13 protein-coding genes are annotated in these 15,129 nt (G+C 60.9%); 10 read left to right on the forward strand and 3 right to left on the reverse strand.

Features of this window, described 5'->3' with window-relative positions:
* The first annotated feature begins 89 nt into the window (after positions 1 to 89).
* The 3 genes from ACTJKL_RS16490 (at position 90) to hspQ (ending at position 2,430) form a co-directional block, all read left to right on the forward strand.
* Complete coding sequence (locus ACTJKL_RS16490; protein ID WP_003528058.1) at positions 90 to 428, forward strand: P-II family nitrogen regulator; 339 nt, start codon at positions 90 to 92, stop codon at positions 426 to 428.
* Positions 429 to 510: 82 nt separating this feature from the next.
* Positions 511 to 1,920 carry a type I glutamate--ammonia ligase gene (gene glnA / locus ACTJKL_RS16495; protein WP_100674228.1) on the forward strand — a complete coding sequence of 470 codons (1,410 nt, stop codon included), beginning with the start codon at positions 511 to 513 and terminating at the stop codon, positions 1,918 to 1,920.
* Positions 1,921 to 2,100: 180 nt separating this feature from the next.
* Positions 2,101 to 2,430: a heat shock protein HspQ gene (gene hspQ / locus ACTJKL_RS16500; protein ID WP_003528052.1), complete on the forward strand. Its 330-nt coding sequence runs from the start codon at positions 2,101 to 2,103 to the stop codon at positions 2,428 to 2,430.
* A 163-nt stretch (positions 2,431 to 2,593) separates the two neighbouring features.
* On the opposite strand, the gene ACTJKL_RS16505 is transcribed toward hspQ, so the two are convergent.
* Positions 2,594 to 3,223 carry an invasion associated locus B family protein gene (locus tag ACTJKL_RS16505; RefSeq protein ID WP_100674227.1) on the reverse strand — a complete coding sequence of 210 codons (630 nt, stop codon included), beginning with the start codon at positions 3,221 to 3,223 and terminating at the stop codon, positions 2,594 to 2,596.
* A 319-nt stretch (positions 3,224 to 3,542) separates the two neighbouring features.
* Between ACTJKL_RS16505 and ACTJKL_RS16510 the strand changes: the two genes are divergently transcribed.
* Together ACTJKL_RS16510 and ACTJKL_RS16515 are read left to right on the forward strand one after the other, a co-directional pair.
* Entirely contained in the window at positions 3,543 to 5,357 is a 1,815-nt protein-coding gene (locus ACTJKL_RS16510; RefSeq protein WP_338283044.1) for an extracellular solute-binding protein, read from the forward strand.
* 81 nt (positions 5,358 to 5,438) lie between these two features.
* A complete protein-coding gene (locus tag ACTJKL_RS16515; RefSeq protein ID WP_100674225.1) occupies positions 5,439 to 6,104 on the forward strand; it encodes a DsbA family oxidoreductase in 666 nt (221 codons plus the stop codon).
* Positions 6,105 to 6,202: 98 nt separating this feature from the next.
* On the opposite strand, the gene ACTJKL_RS16520 is transcribed toward ACTJKL_RS16515, so the two are convergent.
* Positions 6,203 to 7,123 (reverse strand): helix-turn-helix transcriptional regulator, encoded by a 921-nt coding sequence (locus ACTJKL_RS16520; RefSeq protein ID WP_440853408.1) that lies wholly within the window; start codon positions 7,121 to 7,123, stop codon positions 6,203 to 6,205.
* Positions 7,124 to 7,383: 260 nt separating this feature from the next.
* Between ACTJKL_RS16520 and ACTJKL_RS16525 the strand changes: the two genes are divergently transcribed.
* The 5 genes from ACTJKL_RS16525 (at position 7,384) to ACTJKL_RS16545 (ending at position 11,541) form a co-directional block, all read left to right on the forward strand.
* A complete protein-coding gene (locus ACTJKL_RS16525; RefSeq protein WP_379941119.1) occupies positions 7,384 to 8,826 on the forward strand; it encodes a DUF1254 domain-containing protein in 1,443 nt (480 codons plus the stop codon).
* A gap of 98 nt (positions 8,827 to 8,924) precedes the next feature.
* Positions 8,925 to 10,175: an alpha/beta hydrolase gene (locus ACTJKL_RS16530; protein WP_440853330.1), complete on the forward strand. Its 1,251-nt coding sequence runs from the start codon at positions 8,925 to 8,927 to the stop codon at positions 10,173 to 10,175.
* 172 nt (positions 10,176 to 10,347) lie between these two features.
* The gene (locus tag ACTJKL_RS16535) at positions 10,348 to 10,524 is read left to right on the forward strand and encodes a hypothetical protein (protein ID WP_018094971.1); all 177 of its coding nucleotides are present in this window, start codon (positions 10,348 to 10,350) and stop codon (positions 10,522 to 10,524) included.
* Positions 10,525 to 10,528: 4 nt separating this feature from the next.
* Positions 10,529 to 11,323, forward strand: a complete 795-nt coding sequence (gene xth / locus ACTJKL_RS16540; protein ID WP_440853331.1) for an exodeoxyribonuclease III — start codon at positions 10,529 to 10,531, stop codon at positions 11,321 to 11,323.
* A complete protein-coding gene (locus ACTJKL_RS16545; RefSeq protein WP_029964259.1) occupies positions 11,320 to 11,541 on the forward strand; it encodes a hypothetical protein in 222 nt (73 codons plus the stop codon). Before xth ends, ACTJKL_RS16545 begins: the two co-directional genes overlap by 4 nt.
* A 72-nt stretch (positions 11,542 to 11,613) precedes the next feature.
* Here the strand turns inward: ACTJKL_RS16545 and mfd are convergent, their stop codons facing one another.
* On the reverse strand, positions 11,614 to 15,129 hold the full coding sequence (mfd, locus tag ACTJKL_RS16550) for a transcription-repair coupling factor (RefSeq protein WP_440853332.1): 3,516 nt from the start codon (positions 15,127 to 15,129) through the stop codon (positions 11,614 to 11,616).

The raw sequence follows: 15,129 nt of genomic DNA on the forward strand, positions 1-15,129 counted from the left end.
TCCGCTACAAAAGTGGCACGCTACGTGCATAGTGTGAGGCCAAGCGGGCAGAACCTGCTTTAAAGGGAGAAGCGGAGAGACATTTTCTCATGAAAAAGATCGAAGCGATCATTAAGCCTTTCAAGCTCGACGAAGTGAAGGAAGCCCTTCAGGAGGTCGGCCTGCAGGGGATCACCGTCACGGAAGCCAAGGGCTTCGGGCGGCAGAAGGGACACACGGAGCTCTACCGCGGCGCAGAATACGTCGTCGACTTCCTGCCGAAGGTGAAGGTCGAAGTGGTGCTGGCGGATGAAAATGCGGAGGCCGTGATCGAAGCCATTCGCAATGCCGCGCAAACCGGCCGCATCGGCGACGGCAAGATTTTCGTATCCAATGTGGAAGAAGTGATCCGCATCCGCACCGGCGAAACCGGTCTCGACGCCATCTGATCGCGTCCGGCGATCTCACCGATCCGGGGGCCGTCCGGCCCCGTTTTTCCAATCCTCGTCATCACACAGGGAATTGCAACAAATGACGACTGCGAATGAAGTTCTGAAGCAGATCAAGGAAAACGACGTCAAATTCGTAGACCTGCGCTTTACCGACCCCAAAGGCAAGCTGCAGCACGTGACGATGGATGTCGTCTGCGTCGACGAAGACATGTTCGCCGACGGCGTCATGTTCGACGGTTCCTCGATCGGCGGCTGGAAAGCTATCAACGAATCCGACATGGTGCTCATGCCCGATCCGGAAACGGCGCATATGGACCCGTTCTTCGCCCAGTCTACCATGGTCATCTTCTGCGACATTCTCGATCCGGTCTCGGGCGAAGCCTATAACCGCGATCCGCGCGGCACGGCCAAGAAGGCAGAAGCCTACCTCAAGGCTTCCGGCATCGGCGACACCGTCTTCGTAGGTCCGGAAGCGGAATTCTTCGTCTTCGACGACGTCAAGTACAAGGCCGATCCGTACAACACCGGGTTCAAGCTCGACAGCTCCGAACTTCCCTCCAACGACGACACGGACTACGAGACGGGTAACCTCGGTCACCGCCCCCGCGTCAAGGGCGGCTATTTCCCGGTTCCGCCGGTCGACAGCAGCCAGGACATGCGCTCCGAAATGCTGACCGTGCTGTCCGAAATGGGCGTGACGGTGGAAAAGCATCACCACGAAGTGGCAGCGGCGCAGCACGAGCTCGGCGTCAAGTTCGATGCCCTCGTGCGCAACGCCGACAAGATGCAGATCTACAAATATGTCGTGCACCAGGTCGCCAATGCCTATGGCAAGACCGCGACCTTCATGCCGAAGCCGATCTTCGGCGACAACGGCTCGGGCATGCACGTGCATCTGTCGATCTGGAAGGACGGCAAGCCTACCTTTGCCGGCGACGAATATGCCGGGCTTTCCGAATCCTGCCTCTACTTCATCGGTGGCATCATCAAGCATGCCAAGGCCTTGAACGCCTTCACCAACCCGTCGACGAACTCCTACAAGCGCCTCGTCCCGGGTTATGAAGCACCGGTTCTGCTTGCCTATTCGGCCCGCAACCGCTCGGCCTCCTGCCGCATCCCCTTCGGCACCAACCCGAAGGCGAAGCGCGTCGAAGTCCGCTTCCCCGATCCGACGGCGAACCCCTACCTCGCCTTTGCCGCCATGCTGATGGCCGGTCTCGACGGCATCAAGAACAAGCTTCACCCCGGCAAGGCCATGGACAAGGACCTCTACGACCTGCCGCCGAAGGAACTGAAGAAGATCCCAACCGTCTGCGGCAGCTTGCGCGAAGCGCTCGAAAGCCTCGACAAGGACCGCAAGTTCCTGACCGCCGGCGGCGTTTTCGACGATGACCAGATCGACTCCTTCATCGAACTGAAGATGCAGGAAGTCATGCGCTTCGAAATGACGCCGCACCCGGTCGAGTACGACATGTACTATTCCGTCTGATGCCGGAGCGGACGGCCCTCACAGGTTCTGTCCATGCAAGATGAAACGAAGAAGGCGGGTTTCATCCGAAGCCCGCCTTTTCAGTTCGACGCCGATGGAAGGCTCGCGACCGGAGGCGCGGACCTCTTGATGTTCCATATGCGACAACCCAGATAACTGTCTGAAAGGATGTGTTGCGTCATGAAACAAAGAAACGCCAAGTTTGAGATCGGACAGGTGGTTCGCCATCGGATGTTCCCGTTCCGCGGCGTCGTCTTCGACGTCGACCCGGAATATGCGAACACCGAAGAATGGTGGAATGCGATTCCGCAGGAGATCCGGCCCGAAAAGGACCAGCCCTTCTATCACCTGTTTGCGGAGAACGACGAAAGCGAATACGTCGCCTATGTTTCGGAACAGAACCTCGTTTCCGATGACAGCGACAGGCCGATCCGACACCCCCAGGTGGACGCTCTGTTCGAAAAGGCCGACGCCGGACACTACAAGCCGAAGGCCACCTATCAGCATTAGAGCGGAATGAGGAAGAGGTGCGTGCGGGTTGCTGCCGCATCCGCTCAGCGCCGGGCTGAAAACACGCAGAGTCGCCGCAACTTCGCCGGCGGAAGCAGGTACGAAAACGCCCGGCTCGGTGTGAACCGACCCGGGCGTTTTACCTATTCAGAGAAGCTGACGATTACTGCTGCTTGGCAGCCTTCTGCGCCTCTTCCAGCTTCTTGCGGGCGTCTTCTGCCTTCTTCTGCATCTCTTCCTGCAGCAGGCGCTGACGCTCTTCAAGCTGGGACTGCTCGATCGGCTCGCCGTCGAAAACGCCGGTGAAGCCTTCGAGCGTCATCTTGATGGGGTTCGGAGCGCGCTGGAAGTTGACGGAGGTGAAGACGACCTCGTTGCCCTTCTTCAGCTGCGCGATAAGCGCGTCGGAGAGCGGCGCTTCGGCAACGCACTTGTCCGGCATGCAGATCGCGTAGTCGAGCTTGACGCCCTTGCCGCCGTCGATCTGCATTTGAACGCCGGGCGGGATCATGCGCGCGGACGGTACGGAAACCTGCATGACCTTGCGATTGACCTTGCCGGAGACGGTAATGAGGCCGACGGCCGTCACCAGCTGGCCGTTATTGGCGGTGAGCAGGTTCTGGACGATGCAGACATCGTTGTCTTCCTGCTTGGTGCAGACCTTGAACCAACCCTGCGGCGGCTTGCCTCCCGCCTGCTGCGCGGATGCGACGTTCGGCGCACCGGCTGCTGCGAAAGAAAGCGCCAGCGCTGCCAATCCCGCGCGTGTGGTGAAGTTCGACTTGAAGATCATTGTGATTCCGTCTCCTGAAATCCGGTCACGGAACAGAGTTCCGCAGAGTGAGTATCGTCAGCCGCCGTTGTCCTGTTGGCCAAATGAGGCATTTGAATGGCCCCGATTCCGGAAACACCTGTTACATTGGCTCGTGCGGTTTATCCAGTGTTTGTTGCGATTTTGTGCAATCATTTGCTTTGAGCGGCCCTTTCGAACCGGCGAGGGATGTGGCAGGAGCCTGCTTTGTTCTTTTCCCGACCCGGCGCCGGTTGGAAATGCGCTCCCGCATTGATACCTTGCGCGGAATCGGCCTGTTGAATCCCCACGGGAGGTGAAGTTGCGCGCAGTTGTTTCCGGCCTGGTGATGCTCCTGGCGGCCAGCATGTTTGCCAATGGCGCTCTGGCCGCGCCCGTGCATGCGATCGCCATGCATGGCGAACCCGCCTTGCCTGCCGATTTCAAGCACTTCCCTTACGTCAACCCGCAGGTGAAGAAGGGCGGGAAGGTCGCCTACGGGGTCGTCGGCACGTTCGACAGCCTCAATCCCTTCATTTTGAAGAGCATGCGCACGACCGCGCGCGGCATGTGGGACCCGGGCTTTGGCAACCTGGTCTACGAATCGCTCATGCAGCGCTCGCAGGACGAGCCATTCACGATGTATGGCCTGCTCGCCGAAACCGTCGAATGGGACGATGACCGCACCTTCATCCAGTTCAACCTCAATCCCAAGGCGCGCTGGGCCGACGGCCGGCCGGTGACCGCCGAAGACGTGATCTTCACCTTCGAATTGTTGCGCGACAAAGGGCGCGCACCCTTCAGCAACCGCCTCTCCAAGGTTGCGAAGATGGAGAAGGTCGGGGAACGAAGCGTGCGCTTCACCTTCACCGAGGAGGCCGATCGCGAGATTCCGCTGTTGCTGGGACTTTCGCCCGTGCTGCCGAAGCATGCGATCGACGTCGAGACGTTCGATCGGACGAGCCTGGAGCCACCGCTCGGCTCCGGTCCCTACCGGGTCGCGGAAGTCAGGCCCGGCGAACGGATCGTCTATCGCCGCAACCCCGACTATTGGGCCAAGGATCTGCCCTCGAAGGTGGGCCTCGACAATTACGATGAGATCTCCGTCGAATATTTCCTGCAGGAGAACACCCTGTTCGAAGCCTTCAAGAAGGGTGTGGTGGACATCTACGCCGAAGGCAGCGCAACGAAATGGGCCCGCGCCTACGATTTTCCCGCCGTTCGCAGCGGCGGCGTGATCAAGGAAACGTTCAAGCCGAAGACACCGTCCGGCATGCTCGGCTTCGTCTTCAATACGCGCAGGCCGATGTTCGACAACATCAAGCTCAGGCAGGGGCTCGCTCTCGTTTTCGACTTCGAGTGGGTCAACAAGAATCTCTTCGACGGCGCCTATACGCGTACGCAGAGTTATTGGCAGAATTCGTCGCTTTCCTTCCTCGGGGTGGCGGCTGACAATCGTGAACTGGACCTCATGGGAGACGTGAGGGAGCGCATCAATCCGGCGATCCTCGACGGCACCTACCGGCTCCCCGTGACGGACGGCTCGGGTCGCGATCGCAATGTGCTCCGGGAAGCGGTGACGCTTCTTCGCGAAGCGGGCTACTCCATCAAGGACGGCAAGATGGTCGACGCCAAGGGTACGCCGCTCGCTTTCGAGATCATGAGCCAGAATGCCGGCCAGGAGAAGGTTGCGCTTGCTTATCAGCGGTTTCTCGCGCCGCTCGGCATCGCAGCGAGGGTTCGCACCGTCGACGATTCACAATATCAGCTGCGCAGCCAATCCTTCGATTACGACGTCATCATCAAGTCCTTCCCCTCGTCGCTCTCCCCCGGTCTCGAACAGATCAATCGCTGGAGTTCGCAAACTCGGGACAGGCAAGGCAGCGACAACTTCGCCGGCGTCGCCGACAAGGACGTTGATAAACTGATCAACAACATCCTGCAGGCACGCAACCCCGAGGATTTCACCGCCGCCGTTCGTGCGCACGACCGGCTCCTCGTCAACAATTCTTATCTTGTTCCGCTTTACCATCTCGATGCGCAATGGATTGCCCGGTGGAAGCATATCGGCCGGCCGACGACGGTACCGCTTTACGGTTATCAGTTGCCGAGTTGGTGGGACGAGCGTGTTCAGTAGGCAGGCACCGTTCGCTGATGCATTGAAAGATGTTTCCAGCCGGCCTATGTCGCAGTTTTGGTAAAGCGAAAGGCCGGCACCATGGAAACCGTCAATATCGATATCGTCTCGGACGTCGTATGCCCCTGGTGCTATCTCGGCAAGAATCGCCTCGACCAGGCGATCGCCAATGTCGCCGGCGAGATCAACGTCGCTATCCAGTGGCGTCCCTACCAGCTCAATCCCGATCTGCCGCCGGAAGGCGTCGACCATAAAGAGCACCTGGCGGCCAAGCTCGGCGGTCAAGCGGCCGTCGACGAGGCGCACCGGATGCTCGAAGGCCTCGGTGTGGAAGACGGCATCGCCTTCGATTTCGATGCCGTCAGGGTCAGCCCGAATACGCTCGATGCGCACCGGCTGATCCGCTGGGCCGCGACCGGCGGCGAAGCGGCGCAGGACCAGGTGGTGAGCCTGCTGTTCAAGGCGAATTTCGAAGAGGGTCGCAACCTCGGCGACCACGCCGTCCTCCTCCACATCGCCGAACAGGCCGGCCTCGAAAGGCCGGTTATCGCGGCTCTCCTCGCCTCAGACGCCGATAAGGACGCCGTAAGGCAGGAAATCGGCATGGCCCGGGAAATCGGCGTGACCGGCGTTCCCTGCTTCATCATCGAGCAGCAATATGCGGTGATGGGGGCGCAGTCGGTCGAGGTGCTGACCAGCGCTTTGCGCGAGATTGCGCAGATGAAGGCCGAGCATCCGGCCCACTGAGCTTGCGTAGAGAGCAAATTCCGCGTGGAACGGCGGCGTTTCACTGCATCGGGAGAACCTTCTTTTCCGCGGGGATAGCTACAGCCGGTCATTTCCGATCATTTCCGGAAGCGGGATGGCGCTACTCCCGTCCAGCGTTTGAACGCGCGGGTGAAATGCGCGGAATCACTGTAGCCCACCCTTAAGGCGATGTCGGTCATGCTATGAACACCTTCGCAGATCAGCCGGATTGCCTCACTGCGGCGCGTGTCATCAAGCAACTCTTCGAAATCGACTCCGCAAAACTTGAGGCGCCGCTGAAGGGACCGAGGCGACATGCCAAGGGTTCTCGCGACGGTCTCCAGTCCAAGCGCATGACCATCGGACAGCCTTTCGCTGAGCATCTTCGCCGCCTCTACCGCGGAAGCTAGGGCCTCTGTCGCCTTCGAAGGCCGAATTCCGGCGGTTTTGAGAGGAAAGTCGAGCAGTTCCCGATCGAACTCGATCATATCGTGATCGCATCCCGTTTCGATGTTGGACCCCAGGCACTCCTCCAGCGCCCCGTTTCCGAGCATCCTCGAAGCTGTCAGCCGAACCCTTATTGCGGAGGGTTCGCCGGCCATAAGCGGCACTTTGCGAAGTACCGCCAGGCTGCCGAAGATGAACTGCCGGGGATCGAACTCGTAACGGTCCGCGAAGCGGAAGACGATTCGAGCGGTTTTGCCTTCCGTCATGAAGCGTACCTCCGATCCGCGGTGGATCGTAGGCACATTGACGGTCGCGAGCGCGCATGCGGCGGCCACGTCTCTCGCCGCGAGAACCGATTGTCCCCACACGCCGAGATCGCGGAGTTCAGTCATGAAGCCGACATGCGCGCCCGCGAACGGGTCCGCCGCAACCTTCGCCAGCTCGTTGGCCATGTGAAAGCACTGGGCACGGGGAAGCCAGCCGTCTGCGTTCTGGAACACGTTCGGCGAGATGCCGAGGCGTTCGCAGAATTCGATTGCCGAGACACCGCGCCGGGCCAGATAGGGCGCAATTGGCAGGAAAGCCCTGATCCTGATCGAGGGTGCAGAATTCAACATTCGGGGACCAAACTTGGCATGAAAAGGCAAGACGAAATACACGCACTATAGCAGTATGCAACTTCGTTGGAAGTCTTTCGCGATTAAGTTGTCCATAGCAGAGTTCCTCCGGCGTTTTCGGGGTCTATTACCAACCTTATGGCGGCGTTACGCCGGGGTCTGCATCGACTGAGCTTGAAGCATTTCGTCACAAATCTATTTTTTCGGAGGGTACAATGAATATTACGCGCCGTGAGTTGACGGTGGCCGGTCTCGGCCTGATGGCAGCGGGCTCCATAGGTTCGCCGGCGACCGCCCGCGATGGGCTGGTCGCGAATTTGCCGGAGGGTCTCGACGAGTTTGCTTCGGCCGTGGAGGCTTACATCTATGCCTATCCTCTTGTGACCATGGAGATCACCAGGCGTGTGATCACCAACGTCGCCGAGACCGAAGGAACCCGAGGCCCGATGGGGCATATCATCAAGCTGCGCCGATACCCGGACGCCAAGTTCCGGGACGTGACGGCGCCCAACGCCGATACGCTCTATACGACCGCATTCTTCGACGTCGGTGATGAACCGTGGGTGGTCAGCCTGCCCGACCTGAACGATCGCTATGCCCTGTTTCCGATGTTGGACGGCTGGACGACCGTGTTCGACGTTCCCGGAAAGCGGACCACGGGCACGGGGGCACAGACCTTCGTGGTTACCGGTCCCGGATGGGAAGGCGCGCTCCCGGAAGGGGTCAAGCAATACAAGTCTCCGACGAGCATCGTCTGGTTGCTCGGGCGCATCTACTGCACCGGAACCCCAGAAGACTACGCCGAAGTCCACAAGCTGCAGGATGAAGTGAAGCTCTACCCCTTGAGCGCCTGGGGGAAAGACTGGACCGCGCCCAAGGGCAAGGTCGATCCGGCGATCGACATGAAGACCGCCGTTCGCGAGCAAGTCAACAAGATGGACGCCGTCGAATACTTCACGCTGTTCGCCGAACTCTTGAAACGGAATCCGCCCACCGACGCAGATGCGCCCATGGTGGCCAAGCTTGCTGAGTTGGGCATCGTTCCCGGCCGGGATTTCGACAAGACCAAGTTCGATCCAGCCTTCGCAAAGCGCGTCCCCGAGGTCGGTTTTGCGCGCATCATGATGCACTTCAAATTCAGCGATGGCGACGTTCAGGACATCGACGGCTGGGGCTTCACCACGAAAACAGGCATCTACGGCACAAATTATCTCCAGCGTGCCTTGATCACCGCGATCGGGCTTGGGGCAAACCGGCCACAGGATGCGATCTACCCCACCTCGCTGAAGTCCGACAGCGGCGTGATCAAGCGGGCATACGATGGATCCGAAAAATACCTCCTGACTTTCAAGAAAGGGCTTACGCCGCCGGTTTCGGGTTTCTGGTCATTGACCATGTATGATGCGGAGTACTTCTTCGTCGACAATCCGCTCAATCGCTATTCGATCAGCGCTCGGCAACCGCTCAAGGCCAATCCGGATGGCTCGATCGACCTGCTGATTCAGCATGAATCCCCCGGATCGGACATGGAATCAAACTGGCTGCCGGCCCCCCAGGGAAAATTTATCCTCATGATGCGCCTGTATTGGCCTGACGAGGGCAATCCCTCCATTATCGATGGTTCCTGGACGATACCGCCCGTGAAGAAGGTGAGTTGATGTCTGTATTGGGCGCTGAGAACTGGGAGCGGCGAATTGTTCGGTCGCCGCTCCTCTTCCTGCCGGCGTGAATACGGTATTTTACAGGAGTAATCGATTTGGCGCGGCACCTTACCCGGAACGCCAGGGGCGGCGTACCATCACGGCCGTCTTTGCCGTGCGCCTTGTGCCTGATGCTGCTCTCCGCATGTGCGGGCCGCCCGACAGGGGTGCTCGAGCCGGTGGCGGCCAATCCGTCGGCCACTCAAGTCGAGATGCTGGTCACCACCACCCGAGGCAGGGCGGAAAAACCGGGCGAGATGTTCAGCGGCGAGCGCGCGCTTAGCCCGACATTCGCAGACATCACCGTGTCTATTCCGTCCGACACAGTCCGCAAGGCCGGCGAAGTCGCCTGGCCGCGCAAGCTTCCACCGAATCCCGAGACGGATTTCGCAACACTGAAGGCTGAGGAAATCGACCGCGGTGCGGCCGAAAAATGGTTGAACAGCCAGGTGCGCAAGAGCCCGGACGGCAGTGTCCTTGTCTTTATCCACGGGTTCAACAACCATTTCGAGGATGCGGTTTTCCGTTTCGCGCAGATCGTCCATGACTCGGGCGCGCGCAGTGTCCCGGTGCTCGCGACATGGCCGTCACGCGGGAGTCTGCTGGCCTATGGCTATGATCGCGAAAGCACCAACTATACTCGCAACGCAGTAGAACGGTTATTCCAATATCTCGCGCGTGATCCCGAGGTGAAGGAAGTCTCGATCCTGGCACATTCGATGGGAAATTGGCTGGCGCTGGAGTCCTTGCGCCAGATGGCCATCCGCAATGACGGGCTGCCGGCAAAGTTCAGGAATGTCATGCTGGCGGCGCCCGACGTCGATGTCGACGTCTTCGGTTCGCAGATCACCGACATGGGCAAGCAACGGCCGCGCTTCACCCTCTTCGTCTCGCGTGACGACCGTGCGCTCGCCGTTTCCCGTCGCGTATGGGGAAATGTCTCCCGGCTGGGAGCGATCGATCCGGAGCAGTCGCCCTACAAGGAGGAGCTGGCGGCGAATGGGATTACCGTCGTCGACCTCACCAAAATCAAGGCAGGCGACAATCTGCACCACACCAAGTTCGCGGAGTCGCCCGAAATCGTACGACTGATCGGCAGCCGCCTGTCCAGCGGCCAGACCTTGACCGACAGTCGCCTGGGGCTCGGGGACCATATCGTGGCGGCGACCGCCGGGGCCGCCCATTCCGTCGGAACGGCCGCGGGACTGGTCGTTGCCGCTCCCGCTGCCCTCGTCGATCAGAACACGCGGCGGAATTACGTCCATCACGTCGAGTCACTCGCCGGACCATCCGGCGGAGTGAAATGAAACGCGGCCGACATTGCGTGCTGGGGAGAGCCAAGCGGGAGCCATATACTGCAACCCCATGTGGTCCACGCCGGACAAGCCGGATCACAGGAAAGCTTATGTCGCGGCGGCCAGTGGTAACTTTTCGGCTTTCCGTGCGTTCTGTCGGGCGACCTGACGAACGGAGGCAGTGATGTCGAAGCGCGAACTCATCGATACCGGGACCGACAAGCGCTACGTGCGGCGCGACGAAAGCGGGAAGTTCAAACAATCGGTGGATGTCGGCCGTTCCCTGTCTTCGGACAGGAAACAGAAGGCGAAACACGATGCCAAGCCCGGCCAGGGCGACAAGGGCGATCGCAAGAACTAGCTCCGTGAAGATCGCCACCTATAACGTCAACGGGGTGAATGGCCGTCTGGAAGTCCTGCTGCGGTGGCTGGAGGAGGCGTCACCCGACGTCGTCTGCCTTCAGGAACTGAAGGCACCAGACCCGAAGTTCCCCGTCAAAGCCATCGAGGCTGCCGGATACGGGGCGATCTGGCACGGCCAGAAGAGTTGGAACGGCGTGGCGATCCTCGCCAGAGACAGGGAGCCAATGCTGACGCGCAAGGGCCTGCCTGGTGATCCGGACGATACCCACAGCCGTTATATCGAGGCAGCCATCGATGGCATCGTGATCGGCTGCCTTTATCTGCCCAACGGGAATCCCTATCCGGGACCGAAGTTCGAATACAAGCTGGCATGGTTCCACAGGCTGACGGCCTACGCGGCAGAGCTGCTGGAACTCGACGTCCCGGTGATCCTCGCTGGCGACTACAACGTCATGCCGACGGAGCTCGATGTCTACAAACCGGAGCGTTGGGTGAACGACGCGCTGTTCCGCGTCGAGGTCAGAGACGCTTATCATCGTCTGCTTGGACAGGGCTGGACGGATGCCCTCCGGCAGCTTCATCCCCGCGAACGCGTCTATACCTTTTGGGACTACTTCCGAAATGCCTTCGTGAGGGATGCCGGCCTCCGCATCGACCATTTCCTGCTCAGCCCGGATGTCGCCAAGAGGCTTTCGGCTGCGGGGGTCGACAAGCATGTCCGGGGATGGGAGCACACAAGCGATCACGCGCCGGCCTGGATCGAACTTTCAGATGGAGCTGAGGAGCAAGGTCGATGACAATGAATGATTGGCGTGCCGATCTGCGCCTCGAACTGGAAAAACTGGTCGACGCCGCCGTCGTTGTCGGCGCGCGCCAACAGGATGTCTACGCCGCCATTCTTGACGAGATTGGACAGCTTCGGCTCGCCTACGAGCGAGACCCGGATCCCGCCGACTCCGTCAGCGAACAGGTCATCGAAGAACCGTCCAACAATTGGCCCGCCGCGGACGAATGATCGCAGCACGGTGTCGCCGTCCGGAACGGGTATACGAAATTGGTGGTCGCGATCAACCGCGCACACCTTTCCTCATCCGGCTCTGGCGAGCGCTGCAAGCTGCGTCATCACCATCGCGGCGCCGGAAAGCCGTTTCTCCGGCGTTGCGAGGTCGCGCTGGAAGAAGATGCTTTGGTCCGGACGGATCTTGGCGATTGTTCCCTGTTTCGCGATGTAGCCCACGAGTGCCGCGGGATTGGGAAATTCCTTGTTGCGGAACTGGACCACGACGCCCTTCGGTCCGGCATCGAGCTTTTCGACATTCGCCGTGCGGCAGAGCGACTTGACGTAGACGATCTTCAGAAGGTGCTGTACCTCCGTCGGCAGCGGCCCGAAACGGTCGATCAGCTCTGCACCGAAGCCGTCGATCTCCTTGAGGTCGGTCAGCTCGCCCAGGCGCCGATAAAGGCCGAGCCGCAGATTGAGGTCCGGCACATACTCCTCCGGGATCATCACCGGGGTTCCGACCGATATCTGCGGCGACCAGCCGGTATCGTGGATCTCCTCCTCGCCCTTGAGTTCGGCAACCGCCTCCTCGAGCATCTGCTGGTAGAGCTCGAAGCCGACCTCCTTGATGTGACCCGACTGTTCCTCGCCGAGCAGGTTGCCCGCTCCGCGGATGTCGAGGTCGTGGCTGGCGAGCTGGAACCCGGCTCCAAGCGTGTCAAGCGATTGAAGGACCTTCAGGCGTCGTTCCGCCGGCCCGGTCAACGTCTTGTTGACGGGAAGCGTGAAGAGCGCGAAGGCGCGGACCTTGGAGCGCCCTACCCGGCCGCGCAGCTGATAGAGCTGGGCAAGGCCGAACATATCGGCACGATGCACAATCAGGGTGTTGGCGGTCGGCACGTCGAGACCAGACTCAACGATCGTCGTCGAGAGGAGCACATCGTAGCGCCCTTCGTAGAAGGCGTTCATGATGTCTTCGAGCTCGGTCGCCGGCATTTGCCCGTGTGCCACGGCAACTTTCAGTTCCGGCACGTCGGATTTCAGGAAATCATGGATTTCCGGAAGATCGCTCACCCGCGGACAGACATAGAAGCTCTGGCCGCCGCGGTAGTGCTCGCGCATCAAAGTTTCACGGATCACCAAAGCATCGAAGGGCGAGATGAAGGTGCGCACCGCCATGCGGTCGACCGGCGGCGTCGTGATCAGCGACAGTTCGCGCACTCCGGTGAGGGCAAGCTGCAGCGTCCGCGGAATGGGTGTCGCCGAGAGCGTGAGAACGTGCACATCGCTCTTCAGCTCTTTCAGGCGCTCCTTGTGCTTGACACCGAAATGCTGCTCCTCATCGATGATGAGCAGGCCCAGATTGGCGAATTTGATCGACGAGCCGAGCAGCGCGTGCGTGCCGACCACGATGTCCGTCTTGCCATCGGCGACCTCTTTCTTCGTGAGCGCCAGATCCTTCGCGCTGACCAGTCGCGAGGCCTGCTGAATTCGGATCGGCAAGCCGCGGAAACGATCGGAGAAGGTCTTGTAGTGCTGCCGCGCAAGCAGGGTCGTCGGCACGACCACGGCGACCTGTACGCCGTTCATCGCCGCGATGAAAGCGGCACGCAGCGCCACCTCCGTCTTGCCGAAGCCGACATCGCCGCACACGAGACGGTCCATGGGCCGGCCGCGGCCGAGATCGTCGCGGACGGCATCGATCGAGTTCAATTGGTCCTCGGTCTCGTCATAGGGGAAGCGGGCGGCGAATTCGTCGTAGACACCGTCCTGTGCCGCAAGGACCGGCGCATGGCGCGTATGTCTTTCGGCAGCAATGCGGATGAGGCCGCCGGCCATATCGAGCAGCCGCTTTTTGAGCTTGGCCTTGCGCGCCTGCCAGGCGACACCGCCGAGCTTGTCGAGGACCGCATCGGTTCCTTCCGAGCCATAGCGCGACAGAAGCTCGATGTTTTCCACCGGGAGGAAAAGCTTGGCATCGTCCGCATAAACGAGCTCGAGGCAGTCATGCGGCGCGCCGGCGGCCTCGATCGTCCTGAGGCCGACGAAGCGCCCGATGCCGTGCTCGGCGTGCACGACATAACTGCCCTCGTCGAGACCGGTCACTTCCGCGATGAAATCCGCGCCTCGCTTGCGGCGCTTGGAGCGGCGAACCAGACGGTCGCCGAGAATGTCCTGCTCGCCGATGACGACGAGGTCACCCGTCTCAAATCCCGCTTCGAGGCTTAGAACCGCGGATGCGGCCTCGCCCGGCTTGAGCGAACCGATATCCGCGAGCGCCTTGACCGGACGGATATTGGCGAGACCATGCTCGGCCAGAACCTGAAGCAGCCGGTCGAGCGAGCCTTCGGTCCAGCCGGACACGATGACCTTGGCGCCTTTTGCCCGCTTCTCGGCGATATGCTTCACGGCCTGATCGAAAACGTTGGTGCGGGTGCCATCGGTATCGGCCTCGCCCGCCGGCTTGGCCCAACGCAGGCCCTGACGCGCTTCGATGTTCACGACCTGGCGGGCTTCGCCCTCGTGTTCGGTAAAGGGCGAGAGGCGGATCGCATTGCGATCATTCAGGGCTTCGCCGAAACCTTTCGCATTGAGATAGAGCATGTCCGGCGGCACGGGCTTGTAGGGCGTGCTCTGGGTGACCTGAGACTTGCCCGGCGAAGCCGAAGCGAGGCGGGCGTCGTAATAGTCGAGAACGAGCTTCGAGCGCTCTGCCGCGGCCTCGCGCGCCAGGTGGTCGGTGACGATGCGAAAGCCGCCGAGATAGTCGAAGACCGTTTCGAGCCGATCGTAGAAAAGCGGCAGCCAATGCTCCATGCCGGCATAGCGCCGTCCCTCCGACACGGCCTGATAAAGCGCATCGTCGCGCGTCGCCGCTCCGAAGAGAGAAAGATACTGCTTTCGGAAGTGGCTGATCGTCTCGGGCGTCAGGGATACCTCGCTCATCGGATTGAGGTCGAGGGAGCGGACCTGCCCGATCGTGCGCTGGCTTGCGGGGTCGAAGGACCGGATCGCCTCGAGCGTGTCGCCGAAGAAGTCGAGGCGCAAAGGCTCGCCGCTGCCGGGTACATAGACATCCAGGATGCCTCCCCGTACGGCGAATTCGCCCATCTCGCGCACGGTCGGGACCCGCTCGAAGCCGTTTCGCTCGAGCCGGGCGGCAAGGTCGTCCATGCGGATCTGGTTGCCGGGCCGTGCCGTGAAGGCCAGGCTTTCGATCACATCCTGCGGTGAGATCCTCTGCAGCGCTGCATTGATGGTGACGAGCACGATCGCCGGATGCGGTTTCCTGCGGTGGGCGATCAACGCGCTCAGCGCGGCGAGCCGGCGCGCCGAGGTGTCGGCGCTCGGCGAGACGCGGTCGTAAGGCAGACAGTCCCAACCGGGCAGCGTCAGGACCGGAATGTCGGGAGCAACGAAACCGAGCACCTGTTCCAGGTCGGCGACCTTCTGGCCATCGGAGAGGATATAGGCGACGGGTGCCCCGGCCCTGGCAAGTTCGGCGAGCACGAGCGCCTCGGCGCCCGTTGGAACCGGGCCGATCGTAATTTCCCGCGTCGCCGCAAGTATCTTCCTAGGGTCGAGGCCAGGTATCATCGTCAT

Origin of the sequence: Sinorhizobium sp. 22678, assembly GCF_052044265.1 — a bacterium.
GTDB classification, from domain to species: domain Bacteria; phylum Pseudomonadota; class Alphaproteobacteria; order Rhizobiales; family Rhizobiaceae; genus Sinorhizobium; species Sinorhizobium meliloti_A.

Bases quoted from the DNA above. Each gene is read 5' to 3' on its own strand.
- ACTJKL_RS16535 (WP_018094971.1), top strand. From the start codon at position 10,348: ATGTCGAAGCGCGAACTCATCGATACCGGGACCGACAAGCGCTACGTG.
- ACTJKL_RS16525 (WP_379941119.1), top strand. From the start codon at position 7,384: ATGAATATTACGCGCCGTGAGTTGACGGTGGCCGGTCTCGGCCTGATG.
- ACTJKL_RS16490 (WP_003528058.1), top strand. From the start codon at position 90: ATGAAAAAGATCGAAGCGATCATTAAGCCTTTCAAGCTCGACGAAGTG.
- mfd (WP_440853332.1), bottom strand. From the start codon at position 15,129: ATGACGATGATACCTGGCCTCGACCCTAGGAAGATACTTGCGGCGACG.
- ACTJKL_RS16515 (WP_100674225.1), top strand. From the start codon at position 5,439: ATGGAAACCGTCAATATCGATATCGTCTCGGACGTCGTATGCCCCTGG.
- glnA (WP_100674228.1), top strand. From the start codon at position 511: ATGACGACTGCGAATGAAGTTCTGAAGCAGATCAAGGAAAACGACGTC.
- ACTJKL_RS16545 (WP_029964259.1), top strand. From the start codon at position 11,320: ATGACAATGAATGATTGGCGTGCCGATCTGCGCCTCGAACTGGAAAAA.
- ACTJKL_RS16505 (WP_100674227.1), bottom strand. From the start codon at position 3,223: ATGATCTTCAAGTCGAACTTCACCACACGCGCGGGATTGGCAGCGCTG.
- hspQ (WP_003528052.1), top strand. From the start codon at position 2,101: ATGAAACAAAGAAACGCCAAGTTTGAGATCGGACAGGTGGTTCGCCAT.